Genomic DNA, 26,927 nt, shown 5'->3' with positions numbered 1-26,927 from the left:
AAGCTGTCTCTGGGCTAATCATTAGCCGTGGGACAGCTGTTTTCTTGAAAGGGTGTGTTTTTAAGTGGTGAAGGCTAAATCCGTTACGTATAGATGGTTCAAACAATTGCTCAGCAGCGCATTATTTGTCTCCGTTATTTGCTCGGCGCTATTGCCGATGCAGCGTACGGCTGCGGCAGAGAGGGTAGACGTCAGCAGCGAAATAAAGGCAGCTGCGGAGCAAATGATGAAGAACGGCACAATCAGCGATTGGGAAGCGGTCGCTTTATATCGCTCCGATAATCAGGTGCCGGCAAGCTATTTGAGCCAATTGACCGCTTATTTGAAAGAGAATAATGGCGAGTTCCGAAAGGTAACCGATTATGAACGATTCGCTCTTGCTATTCGAGCAGCCGGTCAGGATGCTGCAGCCTTCGCTGGCTACAATCTCATTCAAAGCATTTATAATCATGCGAGAATGACGAGCCAGGGGACAAATGGACCGATATTTGCATTGATCGCTTTGGATAGCGGCAGCTACGAGGTTCCGGCAAATGCATTATGGCCGCGTGTGAAGCTTGTTGATTGGCTTATAAAACAGCAAAACCCCAGCGGTGCATTTCCGCTTTCAGAAAAAGGCGAGGACAATTTGGATATTACTGCTATGGCGATTACTGCACTTTCTTCCTATAAAGAGCAAGCAAGCGTGAAGAACGCAATCGACAAATCCGTAAAATGGCTGTCAGCCCAGCAGCAGGAAGACGGAGGCTACACAGCGTATGGCGAATCAAACAGCGAGAGCGTCTCGCAAGTTATGATTGCAATTGCTTCCGCAGGCATGAGCCCGCTGGATGCCAGCTTTGTGAAAAAGAGCGGCAGCCTGCTCACGAATTTGCTCAGCTTTCGTCAAGCAGATGGCGGCTTTGCGCATACGGTTGGTCAGCCTGCCAATGAACTCGCTACAGAGCAAGCGTTGATGGCGCTGGTCTCTTATGACAGATTCATTAAGCAAAAGCCATCCCTATTTAACATATCCGCTGACACAGCCGATTCTGGCGTGAAGCAAAGCTTTGTCGATAACAGCCATATTTCAGCTTGGGCCTATGATGCGGTGTACCGGGTATTCGATGCAAAAATGATGGTAGGGGTTAGCGGCTCAGAGCTTCGCTTTGATCCCAAAAAGCAGATGACAAGAGCAGAATTCGCAACGCTGCTCATTAATCTGCTGGATGAAGCACCTTCCAATGATGCTTCTACAGTGTTCAAGGATGTTTTGCCGGGCGCCTGGTATTACGGAGCGATTATGCGTGCGAAGGAGCTAGGCTTCATCCAAGGAATTTCGGTCGATACGTTTAAGCCGAATCAGGCTGTATCCAGGCAGGACATGGCGATCATGATCGCCAAAGCGTTCAAGCTCAAAGGCGGCACAGAGCCATTGCCCTTCCAGGATGCGAATGCCATTCATGAAGGCGCAAAAGCTTATGTTAATGCCGTTTATCATAACGGACTGATGCAAGGCGCTGACGGGAGATTTGTTCCGAAAGCAGCGGTGACGAGAGAGATGGCCGCTGTAGTAGCCGATAAGCTGCTTCAGCTGCATGCGGCTTAAATGCATAAAGCGGAACGAGTGAGCGAGCTGCTTTCTTGTTCCGCTTATTTTTATAGAAATGTGTAGGAGCTGGGAACCAATTCTTTTACAGCGAACAACTTTCTGTTAATTGTTCTTTATAAAGAATAAATAGAATGGTATATTTAATTGGTGAAAGGGCGGAAATTCAATCTTTCTCGGCATCTGATTATTTCGACAAAACGAGGAGGTCAAAGTGAATATTTTAAAGCTAGCGTTGGTATTTCTGCTTGGCATGCAGGTATCGCTGCTGTCTAAGGACAGCATTCAAGCGGCTGCTGCTGCATCAGATTTAAAAGAGTACTATTTGATTGAGCTTGCAAAGTTTGGCATACATAAGGACGGAACCCATCCGATTGAGACGACCAAGGGGATTAATAGTGCGCTGCATTGGGCAGCGCAAAACGGGAAAACGACAACCTCGCTCCCGCCCGGAAAATATTTGATCGATAAAAACAGCCGCATCAATATGGTTAGCAATATGATATTCGATCTGCCTATGGATGCCGTAATCAAGAAGGAAACAAACGGCAAAGAGAGCTACCAGCTTATGTATTTGGGTTATCTGGTCCAAAATGTAACGCTGAGGGGCGGAACGTATGTCGGGGATAAAGATACGCATGATTTTTCCAAAAAAGACCATAAGTACAGCGCGGGGACACATGAAAGCGGGTATGGCATTATTACGCAGGGCGCAACGAATGTGACGATTGATGGTGTCAAAGCGATTAATTTTACAGGTGACGGCCTAGCTCTCGGCGGATATGGAACGATGATAAAGGATTTGTACGAAGGGCAGTTTGTTAACGGCGAATTTGATGACAAGGGAAAAAATATTTCTAATCCAAAGAAGATTAGAACGAAGGAGCCTCTAAACTTCTCGCATACTATTTTCAAAACGGAAAATTCATTTGAATTATCCAATAACATTAAGCTGCCCAGGGCATTTGATATCTTCTTCTATAGCGCGAACGGTTCATTTATTACGAAGAAGGCTAATGTGAAGGCAAGAGATATTATTCAAATTCCGGAAGGAGCTGCCAAGTTCCATCTTGTCTTCGATCAGGCGACCAAGAAAGCCGCTTATGTGGAATTTTGGCACCGAAAGGTTACAAGCAACGTGGTTGTTCAAAATTCGGAATTTGCTTTTAACCGAAGACAGGGCATAACGGTTGGCGGAGCGAATCAGGTGCTGATTACAAATAATTCGCTGCATGATATAAAGGGTACGATGCCTCAGGCAGGCATTGATCTAGAGGGCGGCTTTGGCGAAAATGGGCATCGCAACAGCAACATTACGATTAAGAGCAATAAATTTTACAATAACGCTTCTTACGATGTCATTCTCTATGACGGAACCGACGCTATTGTAGAGGACAATCACCTTGCGTCAAAAGGCGCGATTGGTCTGGCGATATCCGATCCCTTTAAAGGAGCGCTTGTCAAAAACAACCACTTTGACGGCTCGCGGATCATTGCTGCTCATGACGCGACGTTTATCGACAACAAGATGAATGACTCCTATACGACATTTGACGGGCCTAATATTAAAATAGACGGACTAACGTTAACGGATTCGATGTTTGCTATTAGCGCGAAAGTCGCTTTTGGCGTCAGCGCATCCAATATAACGATAAATAACAACAATAAGAGTGATTCAGGCTTATCCGTTTGGGGGAAGCCGGTCCATCTCAAGGATATTACCATTAACGGTCAAGGCAAGCTTCGGGTATTGTCAGGCGGAGCTGCAGAAGGCTCGATTTTTGATAATCTGAAGGTAATCGGCTATAACACGACCTATGGCTTGTCGCTGCCTCCCGGTACGTATAACAATTGTGTTTTCGAAGGCGCTGAAGGAACCGGAAAATACGGCTCGATCAGCATTTCGCTCGGCAGCAAATATGTATTTGACAAATGCTCTTTTAAATCACCGTCGAACCTAAGCACCTTCTTGCTCGGCGAGCATCCAAAGCTTGATCTTACGATCAAAAATTCGAATTTCGAGCTGCTTGGCAATACGCAGGCGATAAGTATTCAAGCGGCCCAAAACGTGCTATTGGAAAATAATACGATTACAGCAAATAAAATAACGTCCGATAAGACGGAGATTATACGAATCAACGATCTCTGGAAGCGCAATGAGCGGCATGATGTCCTTAAAGCAGCAATAAGTGGCAATACGATTACAACGAATATGGCTGCGATCGGCATTGCGACGCTGTATGCTGGGACTGGAGCGCCGGCGTATACGATTGAGAACAACACGCTGTACACGTCAAAGCTGCTGGTTAAAAACAATGATATCGTAAAGAACAACAATTTAAAATAGCAGAGTATTCATGGAAGAAGCCCTGACGATTGATCGTCAGGGCTTCTCCTATTGTGGCTTAGACAGTCACTTAAACGGTTCTAATTATGGCGAATACGTGTTGCCATTCTCATCAATGTAGACCGACTTTACGATGGTGCGGCGGTATTTGAAGCCTTCATCGGTTTCGCCTTCAATCTCTGCGGTAACGGTATAGACGCCGCTGCCTTCGGAGGCAGGAATGACAACCTCATCCGTTGCGGATAGAGACTCCTGCTGCTGTACACGTTTGGATTGATTTTGCTTGCGTTGATAGTTGCCAGACTTATCGTCCTTACCGTTCACAAAGTCAACCTTGTACCTCACTGTTGTCTTCTCATCCTTCAGGCCGTCAACGTCAAGCTTCAGCTTCTTGTTATCCCGAACTTTATTAAGCTTTGCAGCTCTCTTGCCATTCGTATCATAGGAAACCGTTAGCAGGTAAGCGCTGGATCCGCTGCTAGCTGCTGACGCTGTCCATTCGCCTGCTGCTGGTCTTGCGATCGTAGCCGTATGATGCCAAGCTCCGTTAAGCACGCCATTATCAGCAGTTGAAGATACACTTGCGCTTTGGATGGAGCCGTCAGGTCCAATAATGTTCAGACTATCGAGTTTTTTGCTGCCGATCCAGTCAATTGTGACGGAGGCTACATTATTTTCGACTGTGAAGACCTCTGATGCTTTTCCGTCAAATTGGCCGCCACGAATGAAGGTTTGGTTCCGCTGCTCTCGCTTTGGAGCCAACGTTTGAACAGTTTGCTCCTTCCCGGCAGCAACTTCATCAAGACTATAGGCGGATTTCGCGGATTGAAGCACTAGATAGGGCTTAATCAATGCAAACATTTTAGCGCCTGTCTTCACGCTTGTATGATTCCACTTTCCAATTTTGACCATTCTGCCGTTCGGCAGATGAGCGCTGCTAACCGTCACGACGCCGTCATTATCACCATAGTTGGACAAAAATAATCCGCCAAACAGCTGCGAGAGGTCGCCTGATTCATAATCATTTCCAGCGAAGGTGTAAAACTTGTTTTTTCCAACATTCGCATGACTATTCGTAACGGAACGGAAATATTGCATGTAGGAGGTTTGCATGGAGTAGGTTCCCGGATTTTGATAACCGATCAAGTCGGAGAGCCAGCTCGCCCAGCTGCTGTAAGCTAAATCAGCAAGCTGTGAGCCGTTATGAGGACTGCCAAGTGTAATGACGTTGGAGACGTATGGATAAGCATTGTAGTGAACGAGTGCGGTTTGGGTGTCGATGCCGCCTTTACTATGAGCGACAATAACGAGCTTTTTGCCAAAATGATTGCTGATCTCCTTGATTTTCGCTGCCAGAAGCTCGCCATTTGACCACATGTTTTGGGAAGTGCCGGTAATATCATGCAGATTAATAAATGCGGTCTGATAGCCATTATTGTAAGCATACTGGTACATATCATTATTTTGATACCATGTGGAAGCGCTTCCGTTAAGGCCATGTACGAACAGGATGACTGGATTATACGGATTGATTGTAGCAGGATCTGTTCCTTTGCTCCATGCTCCGGCAACGCTGCTGACGTTTGGAGTCGTTATTGCGGCAGCTTGAACCGGGGCAACCAATACACTTAGTGCGAGAATGAGCGTGAACAACAGTGACGGCCATTTTTTCAATTTCATTATTCTCCTCCTTATAGTGAACTACCTTGCTATCATAGACAAGAATAGTTTGGGTGAAATTAACTAGGTTTGGATAAATTGTTAATTTGGTGCAAACTTCCACTTGAAAAGAGCTAGCATGTTTTTTCGAGTCGCGCCGATTCGACGCGGGGGTAGGGGCATACGCTATAATAAGGAAGAGGATATCAAGCGCATGCCTCCTCGATCCATGCTTTGCTTACAAACATGAGGAATAGGATGAATGACCATGCTTCAACTATTTGGCAAAAGTATCCGCGACTTTCGAGATACGTATAAGAAACATCTGTTGTTTGAATATTTGTTTATGCTGCTGACGAGCTTTGTCATTATCCCGATTATTTCGTATATTTTCAACCGGATTCTCCGCCTTGTCGGCTCTGGTTCCGTATTGAATGGAGAAGTATACAAAATTGGGCTTAGCTACACGGGGATAGCGGGTTTAATTGCTATTTGTTTAGTGGCGGTGCTGGTGCTGTTTCTCGAATTTGGCGTCGTCATTACGATTGCGCAGCAGCATTATTTTGGCAAGGACGTTCTGATCGCTGATGCGCTGGTAACGACGCTGCGGCAAACGCCTAAGCTATTCGGATTTGGTATTATTCAGCTCTTATTTTTTCTGCTGTTTCTTGTGCCGTTTATCGATTCGCCGCTGTCTTCTTCCTTGTATGCGCAGTTTAATGTTCCGATCTTTTTCAATAGCCGTATCTTGAGCTCTTCCTATATGATGCTGGCTTTATACGGATTATTATTTTTGGCGGGGGTATACGTCATATTGCGTTGGATTTTTGTTTTGCATTTCATCATGATCGAAGACAAGTCGATTCGCAAGGCGATTAGGAGCAGTCTGTTGTTAACGAAGGGCAAGCGGCTGTCGATCTTTATACAGCTGTTTTTGCTGAATGCGGTTGTGTTCTCGCTTGGTTTTATGACGATTTCGGCGGTCGCCTATTTGCCATCCTGGCTTGACATCAATGTGTTAAAAGCGATATCGGATCATTATTCCTTAACGTTATCGACTGTCCTTACGTATATGTTCACGCTGATGCTTGTGCCGGTAAATATTATTTTTTTGACGAGGCAGTTTTATCATTTCAACCGCAAGCAGGGCTCTTTCCCAAGAGATCAGCTGCGAATATACAAGAGCCGCTTGGCGGGGCCGATTGAGAAGCGTTTCATGTCATTTCTAAAAGGAAGAACTCGCAAACATATGTTATATTCTTCGATACTGGCCGCGTATTTGGCACTAGCGCTTTTTGTCAGTTATGCGGCTAATGATAATTTGGTTTATGTCAAATGGAATGTGCTGCTGTCTGCTCACCGCGGCGATACGCAAGCTGCACCGGAAAACTCGCTTCGCGCTGTTCGCAGCTCGGTAGAACAGGGCATCAATGCCGTCGAAATTGACGTTCAGCTGACGAAGGATGGCGTTGTCGTGCTGCATCATGATTTTAATTTGCAGCGGATGACAGGCGTGCCAAAGCGAGTGAACGAGCTGACCTATGATGAGCTTGCAACGCTGAGCCTTGGCAAGGGTGGCAATGTATTAGAGGAAATTGACCGGATTCCGATGCTTGCCGAGGTACTTGCCGAAGTGCAGGGGCAGGCAAAGCTTATTGTTGATCTTAAGCCTTACGGCCCCGGCGAGGAGCTGGCTGGACAGGTCGTTTCCCTGATTGAACAGTTCGATATGGTGCAGGATGTCTATATTCAGTCTTTCGACCGTCAGACGCTGCAGCAAATTAGGAAGTTGAATCCGGACATCAAGATCGGACAAATTCTTTATTTCGCAATTGGCGATCTCTCGCTGCTCGATGTTGATTTCTATACGATCGAGCAGGTGATGCTGACGGAGCAGCTCGTAGAGCGCGCGCATAAAAAAGGCCGTGAGGTGTGGGTGTGGACGGTCAACAGCGAACGCAATTTGAAAGAGGTGCTCAAATTCGAAATCGATGGCATCATTACCGATTATCCTTCACGCGCACACAATATGGTTGAGCTTAATTTATAGCAGCGTGGGGCAAAGGGGCGGATAAGCATGACTCAAATTGAAAAATACAAAGCGTACATCATGTCGCTTCCGCCTGGTAGCTTGTCCAAGGAGCAGCTGTTCGTGGAGGAGCTGCTCCTGCAAGAGCATAAGGATATGTCCATTTATTACGTGCCGTACGAGTATGTGAACGAGCATGCTAAGGTGATGATCATTGGCATTACGCCGGGCTTCACCCAGATGGAGGTTGCGATTCGTTGCGCGCGCGAGGATCTGCTGGGGGGAGTGCCGATCGATCAAATCGATCGGAGGGCGAAGAAGCTCGCCAGCTTCGCGGGCTCGATGAGAAAAAATTTGATCGAGATGCTGGATCAAATCGAGCTGCCTGCTGCCATTGGGCTTGCTGGCAGCGCGTCCTTATTTGAAGAGCATAGAGATCTGCTTCATACGACCTCCGCCATTCGCTATCCTGTGTTCGTGCATGGCAAAAACTATACGGGTCATAGTCCGCCTATATTAAAATCGGAGATGCTGTACCGCTATGCGGAAGGCATTCTGCTTCCGGAATTGCTGGCGGTGAAGGATTCGCTGATCATTCCGCTTGGCAAGTCGGTTTCAGAGGTGGTACAAGCCTTTGTGGATAAAGGCTTGATCAGCAACGAGCGCTGCTTGTTCGATATGCCGCATCCTTCAGGAGCGAACGGCCACCGGAAAAAACAATTTGAGCTTAGCAGGTCTAATATGCAGCAGCAGGTCTGGAAATGGTTCAGCCGCTAAAGGCTGCGACAGAGAGGAGTGATACGTGATGCACAGCAAAAAGGTTCGCTTCATTACTGCCTTCGCCTTCCTTGCCTGTCTCTTATGGCTATTTGGATTAGGCTGGTCGGTTAAGGATTACTTGCTCGGATCCAAATCCGCGGCATCTTTACCGTCCGCATCGGAGCAGCCGCTCATTCCATCTGACGAGCTAAAAATCGTCGCTCTGGGGGATTCGTTAACGAGAGGCACCGGCGATATCGAGGGTAAAGGCTACGTAGGCTATGTGAGCGATCAGTTGAAGCAGGACGGCATGGAAATCTCCTTAATTAATTTAGGCATTAAGGGACTTGTTTCGTCGCAACTGGCGGAGCAAATGAAGGAGAAGGAGATCAAGCGTCAAATTGGACAAGCTGATGTTATTCTGATGACGATTGGCGGCAATGACCTATTCCTTGGCGGACAGACGCTTTCGGATCTTTCCGAGGCCAGCATCAAGGGGCTGGAGGATGCGTATCTCTCCAACCTAAAAACGATTATATCGGGCGTTCGGGCAGTGAATGAGGAAGCGGCCATTTACTTGTTAGGTCTTTACAATCCGTTCAGCGAGCTGCAAAACGGAGAGCTGATGTCGAGCGTCGTAAGAGACTGGAACGCCAAAACGGCGGAGACGCTGGCGCAGTTTAGCAAGGCTGTATTCATACCAACCTATGATCTGTTTCAGCAGAATACAAGCAGCTATTTGTTTACGGACCATTTTCACCCGAATGAAAAAGGGTACCGGTTGATGGCAGAGCGGGCAGCCGCATTGATTGCCGGAGCAGGAGGACAACGATGAGCGACATTACATTATCGGTTCAAGGACTTCGAAAGGTGATCGGCAGGCGCACGATTATTAAGGATTTAAGCTTCGAGCTAAAGCGCGGCGAGGTATTTGGCTTCTTGGGGCCAAATGGGGCAGGCAAAACGACAACGATCCGAATGCTGGTTGGTTTAATAAGGCCGACCTCGGGCACGATTCATATTTGCGGGCTGGACATATCGAAGCATTTTACAAAGGCAATGAGGCATTTGGGCTGTATCGTCGAAAATCCAGAGCTGTATCCGTTCTTAAGCGGAATGGATAATCTTCGCCATTTTGCCGTTATGATTAACGGCATTTCGCAGGAGCGGATCGATGAGGTCGTCCGTTTGGTCGGCATGCAGGATCGAATATACGATAAAGAGAGCACATATTCGCTTGGCATGCGGCAGCGGCTCGGCATAGCGCAGGCGCTGCTAGGCAAGCCGGATGTCCTGATCCTGGATGAGCCTACGAATGGACTTGATCCGTCCGGAATTCGGGAAATGCGCGCTTTTATTCGTTTTTTGGCGGAGGAAGAAGGATTAACGGTGCTTGTCTCCAGTCACTTGCTGCATGAAATTCAGCTGATGTGCGATCGGGTTGCGATTATATCCAAGGGAGAAATCATCCGAGTAGATTCCGTAAGCAACCTGTTGGCCAGCGAAGAGAGGCTAGTGTGGCGGCTGATGCCTCAAGCGTTAGGCTTGTCGATTTTAAAGGAGCTCACAGCTGTCATAAGCTCGGCGGAGGATACAGTTACAACTGCTTACATAAAGCATTCGGTGGGGGAGTGGAACCGCAGGCTCGTGGAAGCGGGCGTAAGCGTGCTGGAGATGAATCGGAGGCTGCCGGCGCTCGAAGACTTATTCCTTGAGCTGACAGGAGGCGAATCGATTGATTAATCTCGTTCAAAATGAAATGACGAAGCTGATCGGCAAACGCCGATTTATCATTATTTCGATTATTATCGTCGTCCTGCTCTCCATGTTCTCGTATGCGCAGGTGAAACAGTCGGAATCGACAAGGGAGCGATTGGGCACGGTCGATTGGCGCGCCGAGCTGCAGCAGCAAATCGTCGATATGCAGAACAGGCTGAGCAGCGCAGGGCAATGGCGCGAGCAAATTCAAATTCAGATCAAGCAATCGCAATACTATTTGGATCATGACGTCAATCCTTCCGAGCCGGGAGCGCCAACCTTTATTAGAGGGTTCGTTCAAAATTCAGCAGAGCTGTTTCTGCCGCTCTTGGTCATGATCATCGCGGTTGATCTTGTCTCATCGGAGCGGAGCATGGGAACGATTAAGCTGCTGCTTACAAGGCCGGTGAGCCGCTTTAACATTTTGCTCAGCAAATATATCGCCCTTATTTTATCCGTTTCGCTCGTCATCTTTCTGTTCGGCTCGCTATCCTACTTCATCTCTGCGATTATGTTCGGCAACGCGGGCTGGTCGGCCCCCGTATTGACCGGCTTCTCCACGCATGGAGGCGAGCTCGACATTTCGGGCGTCCGCCTCGTATCGCAGTGGCAGTATATCATTCAGCAATTTGGACTCGCGTGGTTTATTTCATTGGTCGTAGGAACTTTATCCTTCATGCTGTCCATCCTGATGAGAAGCAGCGCTGCGGGTATGGGAACGATGCTTGCCTGCCTGATCGCGGGGGCGATTTTAAGCAATATGGTATCGTCATGGGATTCGGCCAAATATTTGTTTATGGTCAATCTTGGATTGATGGACTACATCAGCGGATCGGCTCCGCCAATCGAGGGGATGACGCTGGGCTTCTCGCTTGCGGTGCTTGCAGCATGGATGGTCGGCTCGCTGCTCGTCTCGTTTGCGGTGTTTATGAGGAAGGACATCTATTAATTGGCGCGAGGTTCGAACGTCTTGTCTTAAAATCAATCCCTCTGCATATGCATGTAGTAGAAGAGGAGCGTGATGGCCATGGACAAGACTGTGCGAAGATATTATCAGCAAAAGCAAAAGCAAAAAGAGATAGAGCAGGAGTTATCCGAGCTGCGCAGTGAAATTATGACTTATTTTACAGAGCAGGGCGTTAATGAATTGGAGATTGGAAGCCACAAGGTCAAAATTGTCGTGCAGGAGCGCAAAGAGTATGACGACACCAAGCTATTCGAGGCGCTGCCGGACCCGGAGCTGTGGCGGCTGTTATCGAAGCCCGATGCTTCCAAAATTACGAGCCTGGTCAAGCTGAATGTCATTTCGGAGGAAAAGCTGAAGGATACCTTTTCCACGAAGACGGTTAAGCTGCTTCAGGTGGACAAAAAGTAAGCAAGGGCAGAGCTTCTATGCGCAGTGTTGTGCGTGGAAGCTCTATTTGTTGGGCGAGGATGTACGAACAATGGTGTAGAGAGATAAAGAAGGGGGCTGTCCCAAAAATGTTCGCTCGGAATGGGAACACACCGATTAATAAGCGAAGGGAACTCTTAACCCACTGCTAGGTGGGGACGAGGTCCTTTTTTATTCCAATCATTCAATATGAAGTGGAGCATAAAGGCTTTTTCGCTTATTCTAGCGCTCATTGTTCTAATTCATAAGTTAGAAATAAAAAGAAGCCCCAAATTATTTCATTTTTGTGGAATTAGAAGGAAAAGCTCCTTCTATTTTCCTCTTGAGATGACAGATCGATCTTTTAGCTGGAAAAACTCCTGTTAATCGGCTCATTTTCACCGAAAAAGGGTCAAAAGCGAGAAATTAACGGGAGAAAATCCATTTAAACCTGACTTTCGCTCAAAAACACTTGAAATAACGGGAGTTTTTCCCGTTAATGCTGACACTAGAGGTCGCAGCCCCATTCCCAGCACATCAATCGCAAGTGCAGCTGCATAATAGGGTTAAGACGGGAGAGTGAATCGTATAACCAGCATCCTCAACCGTTTTTCTTGATTGTAATAAAGAATTAAAGTGAAGCAATAGGCAATAGGTCACTAAGGCCGCGTGAAACCCTTCAAGAAGGATCAGCGTCAATACCTTTCCCGGCTCACGAAAGGAACTGGCATGAAAGTGTATTCGGGCAGATAAAGAACAATCGGATTCCGCCGATTCCTGCTTCGTGGCTTGCCAAAAGTAAGCTCGCCCATAAGCTCATGAAGCAAGCAACCATAGACCAGAATAGAAAAATAGCGGTACAGGAATAGCCTCCTGTACCGCTATTTTTCATGGTTTTCCAACATTGCCGTTCAAAGCGAACGATCTCTCCAGTGAGCTTACTATTTTTGAGACAGCCACTTTTGCTGTTCCCGCAGTAAAAAACGACAACTGAGCCAAAGTTTTTCCATACCGCAGTCTATATTTGAAATCTATACTGAGGTGGAATCGTTAGCTGAAGGAGGCACGGAACGGCATGCGGTATGCAAACGGCAAGGTGAGTGAGATTCAAATTGCTTATATCGGCGGCGGGTCGATGTATTGGGCCAAAAACTTGATCGCGGATCTGGCGCTGGAGGAGCAGCTGTCGGGTACGATCCGATTATATGATTTGGATTATAGCAAAGCGAAAAATAACGAGAAGCTCGGAAACTCGGTATCTTCTTATGAGGATGCGAAATCGAAATGGAAATACGAAGCGTACGAGACGCTGAAGGAAGCTTTGACAGGAGCGGATTTTGTTTTTATCTCAATTCTTCCCGGCACTTTCGCAGAGATGGCAGTCGACGTCCATGAGCCGGAGAAATATGGCATTTATCAGCCCGTCGGCGATACGACGGGGCCGGGTGGACTGATCCGGGCGCTGCGAACGATACCGATGTATGTGGAATTCGCGGAAGCGATCGAGCGCCATGCGCCGGATGCTTGGGTATTCAACTACACGAATCCGATGACGCTGTGTACGCGAACGCTGTTTGAGGTGTTTCCCAAAATCAAGGCGTTTGGCTGCTGCCACGAAATATTCGGAACGCAAGGTCTGTTGATCCGGATGCTGCAAAATATGGAAGGCATAGATGGGGTGCAGCGCGATGATATTCAGGTCAACGTGCTGGGCATTAACCATTTTACATGGATTGATAAAGCGACCTACCGAAATGTTGATCTGTTCCCCTTGTATAGACAGTTTGTCGACAAATATTACGAAGAAGGCTTCGAGACGAGCAAAAACGGTTGGCGGACGAATACATATACTGCAGCGAACCGCGTGAAGTTTGATTTGTTCCGCAGATACGGACTGATCGCAGCTGCAGGCGACCGACATCTTGCCGAGTTTATGCCGCCGTGGTACGTGAAGGATAAGGAGACGGTTGCTTCATGGATGTTCGGTCTCACTACAGTGCCTAGTCGCGCCCTGAAAAACGAAGCTGCCGCCGCGTATTACGCGAGGCTGATCAGCGGCGAGGAGAAACTGCCGCTTAAGGCGTCCGGCGAGGAAGAGGTTCGCCAGCTAAAGGGGCTGCTTGGCCTTCAGCCATTTGTCACCAATGTGAATTTGCCGAACGTCGGTCAAATGAAGGGCATTCCGCTTGGAGCGGTCGTGGAGACGAATGCCGCGTTCTCCGGCAACAGCCTGCTTCCCGTACAGGCAGGCGAGCTGCCTGTGGAAGTGAATGCGCTTGTACTTCGGCATGTGATGAATCAAGAAACCATTCTGAAAGCAGCGCTTAACCGTGACAAGAGCTTGGCCTTCCATGCCTTTGTCAACGACCCGCTCGTTGCGATTGGCATTAACGAAGCGGAGCAGCTGTTCGATACGATGATGTTGCAAACCAAATCTTATTTGCAGGGGTGGAATCTATGACAACTTATTATGCTGCCGATAATCGCTACGAGACGATGACCTATAACCGATGTGGCAATAGCGGGCTGAAGCTGCCCGCCATCTCGCTTGGACTGTGGCATAATTTTGGCGGTATCGATACGCTGGAGAACGGAAGGAAAATTTTGCACCGCGCTTTCGATCTCGGTATTACACACTTTGATCTCGCAAATAATTATGGTCCGCCACCAGGCTCGGCGGAGGAGACGTTCGGCAGCATTTGGAAACGCGACTTCGCCGGCTACCGTGACGAGATGATCGTCGCCACGAAGGCTGGATACACAATGTGGCCCGGTCCGTATGGCGAGCGCGGCTCTAGAAAAAGCATGCTTGCGAGCTTGGATCAGAGCCTGACGCGCATGAATATGGAATACGTCGATATTTTTTATTCGCACCGATTTGATGCGGAAACGCCGCTTGAGGAAACGATGGGCGCGCTCGATCAGGCGGTTCGCCAAGGGAAAGCGCTGTATGTGGGCATCTCCAATTATGGGCCTGAGCAGACCAAGCAAGCAGCAGCGATTCTTCGACGTCTAGGCACGCCTTGTCTCATTCATCAGTCGCACTATTCGATGTATGAGCGAAGATTGGAGCAAGGCTTGCAGGAAGCGCTGGAGCAGGAGGGCATTGGAACGATTGCTTATAGTCCGCTTGCAAGGGGGCTGCTGACCGATCGGTACTTGAAGGAAATCCCCGCAGATTCACGGGCGGCAGGAACGAGCACCTTCTTGAAGCGAGAGGACATAACGGAGGAGAAGCTGTCGAAGTCACGCGAGCTGAACAGGATGGCGGAGGAGCGCGGGCAGTCGCTCGCCCAGATGGCGGTTGCGTGGGTATTGCGGCAGGGCCGCGTCGCATCGGCTTTGATCGGAGTCAGCAAGGCAGAGCAGATCGACGATATCGCAAGCTCGCTAAGCAAGCTTGACTTCAGCAATGAAGAATTGAACCAAATCGAGCGAATTCTGGGAGGTCAGGCGCAATGATCCGTGCTAGGTTAAGCGAGCTGACAAAGAATGATCATGCTGCTGGACACTTTCTAGGTGACTTGCTGCCCGGCGCTTATCTGACCTCAGGCGGACTTTCATTTGCTAAGCGCGGTGACCGCAGCCATACGAATGATGGTCCGGACGGCAGAGATTATCATGTTCATCGCGACCGGGAAGCGTTCATTATTTTGCAAGGAACAGGAACGATGGAAATTGATGGTCAGCATCATCCTGTTGCTGCTGGCGATATCATTATCGTCGAGCCGGGGGAGGATCATCATCTTTGTTCGAGCGAGGAGGACCCGATCGTTACGGTCTGGTGCCACGCCGGAGAGAATCGCCATCTCAATCAAACCTAGGAGGAATGCGGCTTGATTACGGTATCAACTAAAAAGCATCAATTTATGCTGGAGTGTGAAGGCGAGGAAAATGCGGATAACCGATTCCATATCTCCTTAACCTCGGAGAACAAGGGCGAAGGCATTGAGCTGATTCGGCTCATCATGAAGGCGGAGCGGGAGCAGAAGCCGCCAGTCTTGACGCTGCGCTGGCATCATCCGGCTGATGATATTCAAGTAAGCTGGCATCCTGCACAGGACCGGAATAAGAGCTTTAAGGCGGATTGGATGCGCAATCTGCGCGCTAATGCCGCTACGTCTGCTCCTGTATATTCGCTGTTCAATATAAACGGAAACAACCGGCTGACATTTGCCTTCTCGGACGCTCTGCATACGACCCTCTACGCTGGCGGCATTCGCGAGGAGACGGCGGAATTCCAGTGCAGCGTGCAGCTGTTCAAGGAACCAACTGCGCCGCTTCAATACTACGAGGCAGCGTTGCTTGTGGACACAAGAGACATCCCTTATTACGAAAGTCTGAAGGAAGTGCAGCGCTGGTGGAGCGAGATGCCGGCCTTTAAGCCTGCCGTCGTGCCGGATGCAGCGAAACGTCCCATGTATTCGACTTGGTACAGCATGCATCAGAACGTAACAGCGGCGAGCGTTGAAGCGGAATGCGAGCTCGCCCGTTCACTCGGAATGGATGCTGTTATCGTAGACGATGGCTGGCAGACCGAGGATAATCGCAGAGGGTATGCTTATACAGGCGACTGGGAGCCCTGTGCAAGCAAATTTCCAGATATGGCCGAACATGTGCGTGCGGTACACGCGCTCGGCATGAAGTTCGTGCTCTGGTATGCCGTGCCTTACGTTGGCAAGCATAGCAAGGCTTGGGATCGTTTCAAAGACAAACTTGTCCGCTATAACGAGAACAGCAATGCCGGTGTGCTTGATCCGCGGTATCCCGAGGTGCGGGAGTATATTATCAACACCTATGAGAATGCTGTGAGGGACTGGGACTTGGACGGCTTTAAGCTCGACTTCATCGATGCCTTCTATTCCCCTGAATTGCAGCAGCCGTCAATAGCGGAGGGCCGCGATTGCGAGTCTATTCCAGCAGCAGTCGACCGGCTTCTGACCGATTCTTTAAGTCGGCTTAGGGCGATGAAGCCGGACATCATGGTTGAGTTTCGCCAGCCATACGTCGGTCCAGCCATGCGCAAATACGGCAATATGTTCCGCGCCTCCGACTGCCCGTACGACGGCATTCAGAACCGTGTCCGCACGCTTGACATCCGGCTTCTTTGCGGCGATACCGCTGCTCATGCCGATATGGTGATGTGGCATCCAGAGGAGCCTGTGGAGAGTGCGGCGCTGCAACTGATCAATCTGCTGTTCTCCGTGCCGCAAATCTCGATGACGCTGCAGTCGCTGCCAGACGAGCATCGACGGATGCTGCGATATTGGCTCGGATTTTGGACGGAGCATCGGGATGTACTGCTGGATGGGGATCTGTCGCCTGCGAGTCCAGAGCTTCTCTATCCGGTTGTGCAGGCAGCCAAGGGAGGCAAAACGATCATTGCCACCTATCACGATGCGATTATTGTGCTTGCAAGAACGCAGGAAGCTGGAGCGTCACAGGAGTGGATCATCGTGAACGGCAGGTTGAAGGAAGGGATTTTCGCGGAAGTGGCGGATTCGCTTGGGAGCGCGAAAGTCATTATTAAAAATTGCTGCGGCAATGTCGTCAGCGAGCAGCTTATCGAGCTCGGGACGGGACTGCACAAGCTGTCGATTCCGCCGTCGGGAACTGCCGCGATTCGAATCGAATCGTCGTAAAAAAACACAAGCTGTCTCTAAGTTACACCATGGCTGCCCTCCTATTTCGCAGCTATGATGGTAGGGACAACAAACAATTGAACGAGGAAAGGGGAGGAGAGCATGGCTGGCAAGCTCGAAAGCTCCAACAGCACTACATATCAATTCGCGTCGCCGGATCAAAAGTGGAAGTTTGTGCGCAAGCATTGGCCGCTGTACGTGCTGTCGATTCCTGGCATCATATTTTTTCTATTATTCCGGTATGTACCCATGTTCGGGTCGGTCATTGCATTTCAAGACTACAATATTTTTAAAGGCATCAAGGGCAGTGATTGGGTAGGTCTCGCCCACTTTAAGCGAATGTTCGAGTATGCGGAATTTTTGCCGATACTAAAAAATACGATTCTCATCGGTGTATACGATCTGTGCTTCGCGTTCCCGGTGCCGATCATTCTGGCGCTGCTGCTGAACGAGCTGCGTATCATGGCCTACAAGCGGATCGTTCAGACAGTCGTCTATATGCCTCACTTTTTGTCATGGGTCATCGTCGGAGGGATTGTGGTCGGCGTGTTGTCCCCGTCTACAGGGATCGTTAATCATATTCTGTCGCTGTTTGGCATCGACTCGATCTACTTCCTTGGCGAGAATTCCTATATCCGGACGATCCTAATTGGATCGGGCATTTGGAAGGACAGCGGCTGGGGGACGATCATCTATCTTGCCGCGATCGCAGGCATCAATCCCGACTTGTATGAAGCGGCACAGATGGATGGTGCAAGCCGCGTCCGGCAGGTTACCTCGATTACAGTTCCATGTATTTTGCCAACTATCGTCATTTTGTTTTTGCTGCAAATCGGCAACTTTCTGGACTTCGGCTTCGAGCGCGTCTTTGTGTTTTTGAATCCGTTGAACAGCGAAAATGGAGAGATCATCGATACGTATGTGTACCGAGCGGGTCTCGTCGACCGACAATACAGCTACACGACCGCTATCGGCTTGTTTAAGTCGGTCGTAGGACTCGCGCTCATCATGATTGGCAATAAATTCAGCAAGAAAGTAACCGGTGATGGGTTGTACTAATGCTATTGGAGAAATGAGGTGGAATTCGTTATGATCATGACAAGAGGTCAAAAAATATTCAACGCATTCAATATTGCCTTTCTTGGCATTATCGGATTAAGCATGGTGCTGCCGCTCATTCATATCGTTGCGCAGTCGCTTAGCGACGCGGTCGCAATCAACGCGGGGAAGGTCAGCTTCTGGCCGATTGGCTTCACGCTTAGCAGCTACAAGCTTATTCTGCAGGATCCGTCCATTTGGGCTGGCTTCCGTAACAGTGTCACTATTACCGTGTTCGGTACGTTAATTAATCTGATGATGACGGCGATGCTTGCTTACCCGTTGTCTCGCCCGGAATATCTATACCGCAAGGCAGTGCTTATCCTCGTCTTGTTCACACTCGTTTTCAGTGCGCCGCTTATTCCGAACTATCTATTGGTGAAGCAGCTGGGCTTGCTCGATACGCTGTGGGCATTGATGCTTCCGATGGCGATCAGCGCGTTCAATCTGTTTATTATGCGCTCGTTTTTCATGAATCTCCCGAACGAGCTTATTGATTCGGCGAAGATCGATGGCTGCGGAGAGTTTCGGACTTTTTGGAAAATCGTACTGCCGCTATCTAAGCCGGCAATGGCGACGATGGGAATCATTTACGCGGTCGCGCATTGGAATCGTTATGCAGATGCGGTATTCTATATCAGCGATCGGCGCTGGATACCGCTGCAGGTGCGTTTAAGGGAAATCGTCTTTACCGATCAACTTGGACAATCGGATGTTACATCCGAGCTGCTGCTCATCGTATCACCCGAGGGAATTAAGATGGCGGTTATCGTTGTCGCGACACTTCCCATTATGATGGTCTATCCGTTTCTGCAGAAACATTTTATCCAAGGTATGCTGGTCGGCTCTATCAAATCGTAAAGGTTTGCTTGTTTCCTGGGTTTAATCAGACCACCATAGAAAAATACATGCAGGCTTAAATTATGACATACAGAATTATGGGAATTGTTTCTATAATTGCTCCATGCAGCACGAAAGCGCTTGCAAATAATAATTTTGAGAGAGCGGGGTTATTGTATGAAAAAATGGTTGGGCATGGGGCTTTCAATGCTTCTGGCAACAAGCCTGGTGGCTGGTTGCTCGGGGAACAAGCCGGCTGAGGAGAAGCCTGCAAATGAGCAAACGGATACTGGCGAGAAGCCGAAGACAGAAGAGGGCAAAAAAAATCCAACGAAATTCTCGTATCTGCTGCCAACGACGGTTAGTTCAGGCTACCACACACGGGTGCCGGATCTAAACAAGGATAAGTGGGTACTGAAGCTGGAGGAGCTAACGAATGTAGATCTTGACATCAAGGTCATGGAGGACGCGAAGTTTGGCGTCATGTTTGCAAGCAATGACATTCCAGATGTCGTGGGCAGTATTGGCGGCCCGGGCAGCAAGTCGATGTCGGGCTCTGTAGAGAGCGGAGTCTTCATGCCGCTGGACGATCTTCTTAAGGAGCACGCGCCGGACCTGATGAAGCTTGTACCACAGGCTGCATGGGAAACTGTTTCCTACGACGGCAAAATTTACGGCATACCTGAGTTTCTGAAGAGCCCGTCGCGCCGGGCCACGTACATCCGTACCGATCTGCTTGAGAAGACCGGCCTGAAGGCGCCAACAACAGTCGATGAATTTCTGGAAGTGCTGCGCGCCTTCAAGAAGCTTGGCGTCGAGACGCCTTATCAGATGCGCGAAAACTTCAAGTACGCAGATATCATGCTAGGCGCTTATGACGTCCTGCCTTACAAGGACCAATTCGAGCTTGTCGACGGTCAAGTGGTGCCGAAGTTTTTTGACTCGGAGAACATGCAGAAGGCACTTCAAGCCTACAAGACGATGTATGAGGAAGGTCTTATTCCGAAGGAGTTCGCGACGATATCATCGACTGACTTCACGAAGAGCCTTGAAGCGGGCAAGCCGGGCATGTGGTCGCAGAACGCATCGGGTATGCCAGGTTACCGCACTACGGTAAAGCGTGCCGTACCGGAATCAAAAATTGACATTATTCCTTCACCGAAGGGACCTGAAGGCAAAGGCGGTTATTTCCTCTATTCGCCAGTCGTGCGTACGTTCTACATCAACAAAAACGTTGAGGAAGAGAGAGCAATCGAGATCGTGAAGTTCTTTAACTGGATGGTTTCGCCGCAAGCAGAGGAGTTCTTCACCTTTGGGATTGAGGGAGACACTTTTACGAAGGATGCAGCCGGTCTTGTTACTTACAAGTTCCCGGACAGCAAGGAGCTTCAAGAGGAAGAGAGCTGGAGAAGCGGTACGATGTGGGCAGTGCACGATGCCACATATAATAAGCTGAGACTAGCGCTTAATGAAGATGGCAAAGCAACACTTGCTGCATTCGATAATGTATTGTCTCAGGAAGGACTTTCGGGCATCGGCTTCTATCCGGAGCTGAGCACCTTCAGCAAGTATCCCGATCTTGCGGCACCGCAGCCGGATGTTGGACCGAAGCTGATCATCGACCACATGGTCAAAATGATCTATGGCAAGGAGCCGATCTCCGACTGGCCGAAAGTAATCGAGGAATACAAGGCGAAGGGCGGCGACGAGATTATTAAAGAGGCGACGGAGCGCTGGAACAACAAGCAGGGCGCCGTTATGATCGCTCAAGAATAATAGGGCAGCAGAATTGAATTGCATTGGCTGAACCAAGAAGGTTACGCTAAATATTATCTATTGATAAAGCCTCCAAACCCACTGTTAAAGTGGAGTTGGAGGCTTATTTTTTTATCCGCGGCTTTTTTGGTGGCGCCCTAGACGGGGAGCTTTAAGCACACATATGCGCTTAAAGCATGGAATAGGCGTATGAGAACCGTCTAAGGGCAGCAATAAGCACGCATATGTTCTTAAAACCAACAAATCATGTGTGTCGGTGAGCTGTAAGCGCATATATGCGCTTACAGCATGGGCTAGGCGTATGAGAACCGTCTAAGGGCAGCAATAAGCACGCATATGTTCTTAAAACCAACAAATCATGTGTGTCGGTGAGCTGTAAGCGCACATATGCGCTTACAGCATGGGTTAGGCGTATGAGAAACGTCGCGAGTCAGCTGTAAGGAAACATTTTCGAATGATACAGAAAGCTTGGACTTGACATATTTGCAGTTGTTTTTTATGATCACTTAACAATAGAAAATCATAAAAAAACACAAGTGCCCTAAAAATTACCCTTTCGTTAAAAACGGTTTTGCGTCATGATAATGATAGTGCAATCGTCTACTCATTCCATTCAAGCAAACAGCAAAGTGCAAGCGCTTTATTTTTTTTGGAACTAAACGATTTTATATACCGATAAGCAAGGGGGAACGATCTATGCATGTGCTCATCGTAGATGACGAGCCCGTCATTCGCAAAGGGATTTCGAAAATGACGGAGCAATATGTACCGGCCTTCGCCAAAGTATCGACAGCCGAGAACGGGCAAGCAGCACTCGAACGAATCAAGGCGTCGGAGCCCGATATCGTACTGACAGATATTCGAATGCCGAAGCTGGACGGGCTGGAGCTTTGCCGCATCCTTCATGAGCAATATCCGCATATCAAGACGGTTGTGATCTCCGGCTACAACGACTTCAGCTATGCGCAGAAATGCGTGGATTACGGCGTAAAGCACTATTTATTGAAACCGATTACAAAAACGGATGTCCATGATGTGCTCGCCAGATTGCTGAAGAAGCAGTCGGCCGGGTATATTGCGCCATCCCGATATATGGAATGGGTGGATCTGATGGAGCAGCATATTTGGTCGCTCCAGACAGACGAGCTGGACGGGCTGAGCGAACGCTGGCGGGAGTACTGCCTGTCCGCGAACTTATCGCTTGCAAGATTGAAGGAGCTGCTCGGCGATTGCTGCGACATGCTCCTAAAGCGCTTCCAGGCTCGGAACTTTGTCCCTAAGCCGAATCTGATCTTCCTGCAAGCAGGTACCGTGAAGGATGCGCTTGATGCCTTCGAAGCGGAGCTGCGCGGTATACGGGATGGACTGGCATCGGTACGCAGCGGAAACTTTCGCGATCCGATGGAAGAGGCAAAGTCGTATATCGACAATAAGCTGTCGCAAGAGATTACGCTTGATCAGGTAGCGGCGATGGTGGGGCTTACGCCGACATACTTCAGCTCGTTGTTCAAAAAAATGACGAATGAGACGTTTGTCAAATACAGGATCAACAGGAGGATCGACCGATCCAAGGAGCTGCTGGCCGTACCGCATTTGCGTATCGTCGACATCGCATCAGAGGTCGGTTACGACGATTATCCGCATTTTACAAAAACGTTCAAGAAGCTTGTCGGCGTCACGCCTTCCGAATACCGGGCAGCAATGGGGATCAAATGAGATGAGATTCCGCAGCCTGTATGCGAAGCTGTTCTTCTATTTTCTTGTTGTTATCGGGCTGACCTTAAGCGGTGTAGGCATTTCTTATACGACTTCATCCCGCGAGCTCGACGACATGGCTGAGAAGCAGATGGAGCAAATTGCAAGCAACGCAGTTCATCATACCGATCTATATTTAAAGGATTACGAAAGATCGATGGTCTCCTTGCTAACGTTCCGCTATGTCATGGAATTTATGGATCTGCCAGCGAATCGGGAGGAGTACGATTATTATTATTATCGCAAGACGATACGCGAGGTAGGAGCGGACCCGTTATTCATCCGCAATCCGAAGATTGCTTCTATTTCATTGATCAGCGATAAAGGAAACGCCGTCTACTATTTCAACGAGGCAAACGAACAATCGTTCACGCCCGAGGAAATTAACAAGCAGCGGGATTATTACATGAGCAATACAAGCCCGCAGGGCCAGCTGAGTATTTTAAAAAGCAGCATTTTGACCGGTCAAGAAAATCAGATGGTCACGCTAGTTCGCCGCATTCGCGGGTACAGCTCTCCAGAATTGAAGGGGCTGCTTGCGATTGAGCTTCGATCGGCCGACCTCTCCGCCCTTTGGAAGGGTGTAGATCTAGGCAAATATGGCTACCTATTCATTACGGATGCCAAAGGGAAGATCATCTACCACCCAGAGAAGAGCAATGAAGGAACGCTATTGCCGGAAGTCGTAAACAATAAGCTCGAGCAAGCAGGAGATCGTTCCTTCTTCGATGCAACCGAGGGCGAGAAACGAATGTACAAGGCGAGGACATCGGACTATTCGGGCTGGAAGCTGATTGTCTCAATGCCGGTGGACGAGGTGAGGAAGCCCGTTACAAACATTCGAAATTCGACGCTTACTGTCGGCTTATTAACGCTTTTGCTCGCTATTTTTCTAGCATTTCGATTCGGAAAATCGATTACTAAGCCCATTCAAACGCTGAAATCAGGGATGCGGGAGACAGAGAAGGGCAATTGGGTGCCAATCCCGCTGCCAAAGCATCGCGATGAGATCGCGGAGCTGATGCTTCGCTATAATCACATGGTTAAACGGTTGTCTGATGCGGTGGACAAGGTGGTCCAGGTCGAGCTGAGCAATCAGGAAATTCAAATGGAGCGCCAACGTGCCGAGTTCCAGTCGCTTCAACTGCAGATTAATCCGCATTTTATGTACAATACGCTTGAGACAATCATCTGTTATGCAGCTGTGCAGGATTCCGAGGATATAGCCGAAATTGTGCAGGCGCTTGCATATATGCTGCGCTATTCGGTTCAGACCAATCTGGAAGAGATAACGGTTGCGAACGAGCTGAAGCACGTTATGTATTATATGAAGGTCATGCAGCACAGGATCGGCAGAGAGTTCGAGATCGATGTAGCTTTAAAGCCGGAATATTTGCTTCACGCGATGGTTCGCCTGACGCTTCAGCCGCTTGTGGAAAATGTTTTTCAGCATGCTTTTCCCGAGGGAGTGGAGGAATATCATTTCATTCGCATCGATTGCGGCGAGGAGAATGATGTTTTTTGGGTCAGTGTCGAGGATAACGGCTGCGGCATGAAGAGCGACCGCTTGGCTGAGCTGCGTCATAAGCTCGGAGCTAACCGACTGGCTGACGGCGAAGAGCAGGATGATGCCGGACATAAAAGCGGCATAGGCGTGTTAAACGTGCATCGGCGCATTCAGATGGTATTTGGCGATAGGTTCGGTCTTCGCATTGAGAGCGAGGAACAGCAAGGCACGAAAATTACGATGCTTATGCCGAAGGGGCGTCAGATCAAACGGCAATAAGATTCTCATGAAGTTATAACGCCTCTGCCGCGAAAATCGTCAATTGAAGACGGTAAGCGGACAGTGGCGTTTTTTTGCTGCGCAGCTTCGTTAATTTTCCGATCAGCATAGGAAAACACATTTCGATGTGAAGAAATGACATGTCAATGTGAACGAAGCGGGGGTATTATGAAGGCGTTTCAATAAACGGCGAAAGGTGGGAAATGAAGTATGAATAGAGTGAGGAAATTCAGTTTGAGCCTGGCGGTTCTGCTCTTGTTCGCGGAATTATTGCCGTTCGGAAATCATTCGGCGACGGACGCAGCAGCTATTGACGGTTCCACTGAGCAATCTGTGCCTTCTAATTTGAAGCGAATTTATTTTGTGGATGACGAGGGCAAGGAGTATGGGACGAATGGTGAAATTAGACTGAATAAGGGTGAGTTCAAGAGCTTGTCGCTGAAGGGCCGGATAGAATCGGACGAGGAAGTGGATCTAAGCAGCATCACCAAAACGTTCACAACCTCGACTTCTGGCGTATCGATTGATTCAGCGGGAGTCCTGTCAGCTAGCCGGGCTGGAGCCTCACTTATTTATGCAGAGGTAAACACAGGGAGTGCCCAATTAAAGACGGATGATCTGTGGGTAGACGTGGACGATCCGAACGAGTTCTCGGCAGAGGAGTATGTTTTTTCCAACGTATCGGTTACACATGCAAGGATGGTCGCAAAAATCGGCCACCCCGCTATAATCGAGCCCGGAGATCGTTATCCGGAGGTAGAACTGCTCTCCAACATAAATGGACACGTGAGTGGAGAGTTGATTTTGGACGGCTCTACGGTTGTAGGCGAAATCCCTGCGGCTTCGCTTCAAAAAGGGGATACAACAAAGCTGTCGCTTCCTGGCATTGCGAATAAGCAAGGCGTATACGAGCTTCGTTTGACCATTGAGCGCGTAGGTGGTGGGCCGGTATATGACTCCTACTATTTTACAGCGTGGAATAAGAAGGAGATTTCTAAAGGACAAAGCGAGATTGCTTTCCTAGGCAAGAAGAACAAGATGGTCTATGTCAGTGACTATAAAGGCAATAAAATTATGGATTTCTCGAACGCCGGCTACAAAGGCGGCGGAGTGAAGCTTCCCGATATTCCGGTGCAGGAAGTTGTCGAGCCTGGCGATGGAGACGATACGGCGCGTATTCAAGCTGCAATCGACCGTGTTGAACAGCTTCCCGCGAATGAGGAAGGCTTCCGCGGCGCGGTATTGCTAAAACAAGGAAAGTTTGAAGTTAGCGGCACGCTGCACATACGGGCAGGCGGAATCGTTCTGCGCGGCGAAGGCGACGGCGAGAAAGGGACGATCATTCACGGAACCGGCACGACTAAGCGAAATCTGCTTATGATCGGCGCTGCATCCGGTCCGAAGATCGATACGGCTACGCGGGCGGATATCGCCGATCTGTATGTGCCTTCCAGTGCGAGAACCTTACGCGTAGCAGATGCTTCTTCCTACCGGGTCGGGGATCAGATCATTGTCCGCCGTGCCGGGAATGACCGCTGGATTCATGAGATCGGGATGGATTATATCTATAACCGTCCGGGCGGCGGAGCGACACAATGGTCGTCGTTCAACCTCGACTTCGATAGAGTCATTACCGCAATTGACGGGAATGAGATTACGGTCGATGCGCCGATTTCAAACGCGATTGAGCGCAAGTGGGGCGGCGGCGCTATTTATAAATATACCGATGCTGCGCGCATCGAGCAGGTCGGCGTCGAGCATATCCGCGTTGACAGCGATTTTGACAAAAGTATCATCGAAACGGTTATGGACAATGGAACGACAGATCCTTATTACGCTGATGAGAACCATGCCGAGCGGTTTGTCGTGTTTAACGGTGTCAAGAACGGTTGGGTCCGGAATGTAACGGGCTACCATTTGTCTTATTCGCTTGTCCAAGTGAGCCGCAATGCAAAGTGGATTACGATACAGGATAGCAAAATGTACGATATGGTCAGCATCGTAACGGGCGGCAGACGGTATGCCTTTCACTTCATGGGGCAGCTGAATCTGGCACAGCGCATCTATACGGAGACGGCGCGGCACGCATTTGTCTTAGACAGCCGCGTTATGGGTCCAAACGTCTTCTTGGACAGCGAATCAACCAAGGATTACAACACAAGCGAGCCGCATCACCGCTGGTCGGTCGGCGGGCTTTTTGACAGTGTAAAAGGTTTGATCTCCATTCGGGATCGGGCATGGCTTGGCAGCGGACATGGATGGTCTGGTGCAAACTATGTCACTTGGAACACGGAAGGCGATCTGACGAGCCAGCAGCCGCCAACGGCACAAAACTATGCAATCGGCCATGTTGGACCGAAGGTTCCGGGACTGGTGCCTTCCACTTATGATCCTCGCCCTCGTGCTGATGCTTATTGGGATAACGAAGGAAAGCATGTGAAAGTAGACAGCCTTTATAAACAGCAATTGGAAGAGCGGCTCGGCAAGCAAGCGGTGAAAAACATTAAGTAGAGGTGAA

19 protein-coding genes are annotated in these 26,927 nt (G+C 49.1%); 18 read left to right on the top strand and 1 reads right to left on the bottom strand.

The features are described 5' to 3' along the window. Positions 1 to 64: 64 nt before the first annotated feature. Positions 65 to 1,588, top strand: coding sequence for an S-layer homology domain-containing protein (locus AC2TDN_RS22295; RefSeq protein ID WP_484690212.1), 1,524 nt, complete (start codon positions 65 to 67; stop codon positions 1,586 to 1,588). 214 nt (positions 1,589 to 1,802) lie between these two features. After that, positions 1,803 to 3,935: a right-handed parallel beta-helix repeat-containing protein gene (locus tag AC2TDN_RS22290; protein WP_484690211.1), complete on the top strand. Its 2,133-nt coding sequence runs from the start codon at positions 1,803 to 1,805 to the stop codon at positions 3,933 to 3,935. 84 nt (positions 3,936 to 4,019) lie between these two features. On the opposite strand, the gene AC2TDN_RS22285 is transcribed toward AC2TDN_RS22290, so the two are convergent. Continuing rightward, positions 4,020 to 5,615, bottom strand: a complete 1,596-nt coding sequence (locus AC2TDN_RS22285) for an esterase/lipase family protein (RefSeq protein ID WP_484690210.1) — start codon at positions 5,613 to 5,615, stop codon at positions 4,020 to 4,022. Between the two features lie 247 nt (positions 5,616 to 5,862). On the opposite strand from AC2TDN_RS22285, the gene AC2TDN_RS22280 reads away from it, so the two are divergent. The 16 genes from AC2TDN_RS22280 (at position 5,863) to AC2TDN_RS22205 (ending at position 26,920) form a co-directional block, all read left to right on the top strand. Next, positions 5,863 to 7,644, top strand: a complete 1,782-nt coding sequence (locus AC2TDN_RS22280; RefSeq protein WP_484690209.1) for a glycerophosphoryl diester phosphodiesterase membrane domain-containing protein — start codon at positions 5,863 to 5,865, stop codon at positions 7,642 to 7,644. Between the two features lie 27 nt (positions 7,645 to 7,671). Continuing rightward, positions 7,672 to 8,400: a uracil-DNA glycosylase family protein gene (locus AC2TDN_RS22275; protein ID WP_484690208.1), complete on the top strand. Its 729-nt coding sequence runs from the start codon at positions 7,672 to 7,674 to the stop codon at positions 8,398 to 8,400. 28 nt (positions 8,401 to 8,428) lie between these two features. Further along, positions 8,429 to 9,217: an SGNH/GDSL hydrolase family protein gene (locus AC2TDN_RS22270; protein ID WP_484690207.1), complete on the top strand. Its 789-nt coding sequence runs from the start codon at positions 8,429 to 8,431 to the stop codon at positions 9,215 to 9,217. Further along, positions 9,214 to 10,125 (top strand): ABC transporter ATP-binding protein, encoded by a 912-nt coding sequence (locus AC2TDN_RS22265; protein ID WP_484690206.1) that lies wholly within the window; start codon positions 9,214 to 9,216, stop codon positions 10,123 to 10,125. Before AC2TDN_RS22270 ends, AC2TDN_RS22265 begins: the two co-directional genes overlap by 4 nt. Next, positions 10,118 to 11,089, top strand: coding sequence for an ABC transporter permease (locus AC2TDN_RS22260; protein WP_484690205.1), 972 nt, complete (start codon positions 10,118 to 10,120; stop codon positions 11,087 to 11,089). Before AC2TDN_RS22265 ends, AC2TDN_RS22260 begins: the two co-directional genes overlap by 8 nt. Positions 11,090 to 11,167: 78 nt before the next feature. Next, the gene (locus tag AC2TDN_RS22255) at positions 11,168 to 11,515 is read left to right on the top strand and encodes a hypothetical protein (protein ID WP_482069227.1); all 348 of its coding nucleotides are present in this window, start codon (positions 11,168 to 11,170) and stop codon (positions 11,513 to 11,515) included. 1,072 nt (positions 11,516 to 12,587) lie between these two features. Continuing rightward, on the top strand, positions 12,588 to 13,973 hold the full coding sequence (locus tag AC2TDN_RS22250) for a family 4 glycosyl hydrolase (protein ID WP_484690204.1): 1,386 nt from the start codon (positions 12,588 to 12,590) through the stop codon (positions 13,971 to 13,973). Next, positions 13,970 to 14,974 carry an aldo/keto reductase gene (locus AC2TDN_RS22245; protein ID WP_484690203.1) on the top strand — a complete coding sequence of 335 codons (1,005 nt, stop codon included), beginning with the start codon at positions 13,970 to 13,972 and terminating at the stop codon, positions 14,972 to 14,974. The genes AC2TDN_RS22250 and AC2TDN_RS22245 overlap by 4 nt, the downstream gene beginning before the upstream one ends. Continuing rightward, positions 14,971 to 15,336 (top strand): cupin domain-containing protein, encoded by a 366-nt coding sequence (locus AC2TDN_RS22240; RefSeq protein ID WP_484690202.1) that lies wholly within the window; start codon positions 14,971 to 14,973, stop codon positions 15,334 to 15,336. The genes AC2TDN_RS22245 and AC2TDN_RS22240 overlap by 4 nt, the downstream gene beginning before the upstream one ends. A 12-nt stretch (positions 15,337 to 15,348) precedes the next feature. After that, on the top strand, positions 15,349 to 17,154 hold the full coding sequence (locus tag AC2TDN_RS22235) for a glycoside hydrolase family 36 protein (protein WP_484690201.1): 1,806 nt from the start codon (positions 15,349 to 15,351) through the stop codon (positions 17,152 to 17,154). A gap of 102 nt (positions 17,155 to 17,256) precedes the next feature. Further along, the gene (locus AC2TDN_RS22230; protein ID WP_484690200.1) at positions 17,257 to 18,213 is read left to right on the top strand and encodes an ABC transporter permease; all 957 of its coding nucleotides are present in this window, start codon (positions 17,257 to 17,259) and stop codon (positions 18,211 to 18,213) included. Positions 18,214 to 18,243: 30 nt separating this feature from the next. Next, positions 18,244 to 19,113: a carbohydrate ABC transporter permease gene (locus AC2TDN_RS22225; protein WP_482069221.1), complete on the top strand. Its 870-nt coding sequence runs from the start codon at positions 18,244 to 18,246 to the stop codon at positions 19,111 to 19,113. Between the two features lie 156 nt (positions 19,114 to 19,269). Next, positions 19,270 to 20,868 carry an extracellular solute-binding protein gene (locus AC2TDN_RS22220; protein ID WP_484690199.1) on the top strand — a complete coding sequence of 533 codons (1,599 nt, stop codon included), beginning with the start codon at positions 19,270 to 19,272 and terminating at the stop codon, positions 20,866 to 20,868. Positions 20,869 to 21,564: 696 nt separating this feature from the next. After that, positions 21,565 to 22,584 (top strand): response regulator transcription factor, encoded by a 1,020-nt coding sequence (locus AC2TDN_RS22215; RefSeq protein ID WP_482069219.1) that lies wholly within the window; start codon positions 21,565 to 21,567, stop codon positions 22,582 to 22,584. Between the two features lies 1 nt (position 22,585). After that, a complete protein-coding gene (locus tag AC2TDN_RS22210; protein ID WP_482069218.1) occupies positions 22,586 to 24,409 on the top strand; it encodes a cache domain-containing sensor histidine kinase in 1,824 nt (607 codons plus the stop codon). Between the two features lie 210 nt (positions 24,410 to 24,619). Then, a complete protein-coding gene (locus tag AC2TDN_RS22205; RefSeq protein ID WP_484690198.1) occupies positions 24,620 to 26,920 on the top strand; it encodes a hypothetical protein in 2,301 nt (766 codons plus the stop codon). Positions 26,921 to 26,927: the final 7 nt, after the last annotated feature.

The sequence above is a fragment of the Paenibacillus sp. Y660 genome, assembly GCF_057221575.1.
The sequence above is the reverse complement of the archived record's forward strand: the minus strand, read 5'-3'. Positions and strand labels throughout refer to the sequence as shown.

What these genes read in the sequence shown, in the direction of transcription:
- AC2TDN_RS22230 (WP_484690200.1), top strand. Translation starts at nt 17,257, where the DNA reads ATGGCTGGCAAGCTCGAAAGCTCCAACAGCACTACATATCAATTCGCG.
- AC2TDN_RS22265 (WP_484690206.1), top strand. Translation starts at nt 9,214, where the DNA reads ATGAGCGACATTACATTATCGGTTCAAGGACTTCGAAAGGTGATCGGC.
- AC2TDN_RS22255 (WP_482069227.1), top strand. Translation starts at nt 11,168, where the DNA reads ATGGACAAGACTGTGCGAAGATATTATCAGCAAAAGCAAAAGCAAAAA.
- AC2TDN_RS22270 (WP_484690207.1), top strand. Translation starts at nt 8,429, where the DNA reads ATGCACAGCAAAAAGGTTCGCTTCATTACTGCCTTCGCCTTCCTTGCC.
- AC2TDN_RS22210 (WP_482069218.1), top strand. Translation starts at nt 22,586, where the DNA reads ATGAGATTCCGCAGCCTGTATGCGAAGCTGTTCTTCTATTTTCTTGTT.
- AC2TDN_RS22245 (WP_484690203.1), top strand. Translation starts at nt 13,970, where the DNA reads ATGACAACTTATTATGCTGCCGATAATCGCTACGAGACGATGACCTAT.
- AC2TDN_RS22250 (WP_484690204.1), top strand. Translation starts at nt 12,588, where the DNA reads ATGCGGTATGCAAACGGCAAGGTGAGTGAGATTCAAATTGCTTATATC.
- AC2TDN_RS22275 (WP_484690208.1), top strand. Translation starts at nt 7,672, where the DNA reads ATGACTCAAATTGAAAAATACAAAGCGTACATCATGTCGCTTCCGCCT.
- AC2TDN_RS22225 (WP_482069221.1), top strand. Translation starts at nt 18,244, where the DNA reads ATGATCATGACAAGAGGTCAAAAAATATTCAACGCATTCAATATTGCC.
- AC2TDN_RS22215 (WP_482069219.1), top strand. Translation starts at nt 21,565, where the DNA reads ATGCATGTGCTCATCGTAGATGACGAGCCCGTCATTCGCAAAGGGATT.
- AC2TDN_RS22205 (WP_484690198.1), top strand. Translation starts at nt 24,620, where the DNA reads ATGAATAGAGTGAGGAAATTCAGTTTGAGCCTGGCGGTTCTGCTCTTG.
- AC2TDN_RS22240 (WP_484690202.1), top strand. Translation starts at nt 14,971, where the DNA reads ATGATCCGTGCTAGGTTAAGCGAGCTGACAAAGAATGATCATGCTGCT.
- AC2TDN_RS22280 (WP_484690209.1), top strand. Translation starts at nt 5,863, where the DNA reads ATGCTTCAACTATTTGGCAAAAGTATCCGCGACTTTCGAGATACGTAT.
- AC2TDN_RS22285 (WP_484690210.1), bottom strand. Translation starts at nt 5,615, where the DNA reads ATGAAATTGAAAAAATGGCCGTCACTGTTGTTCACGCTCATTCTCGCA.
- AC2TDN_RS22220 (WP_484690199.1), top strand. Translation starts at nt 19,270, where the DNA reads ATGAAAAAATGGTTGGGCATGGGGCTTTCAATGCTTCTGGCAACAAGC.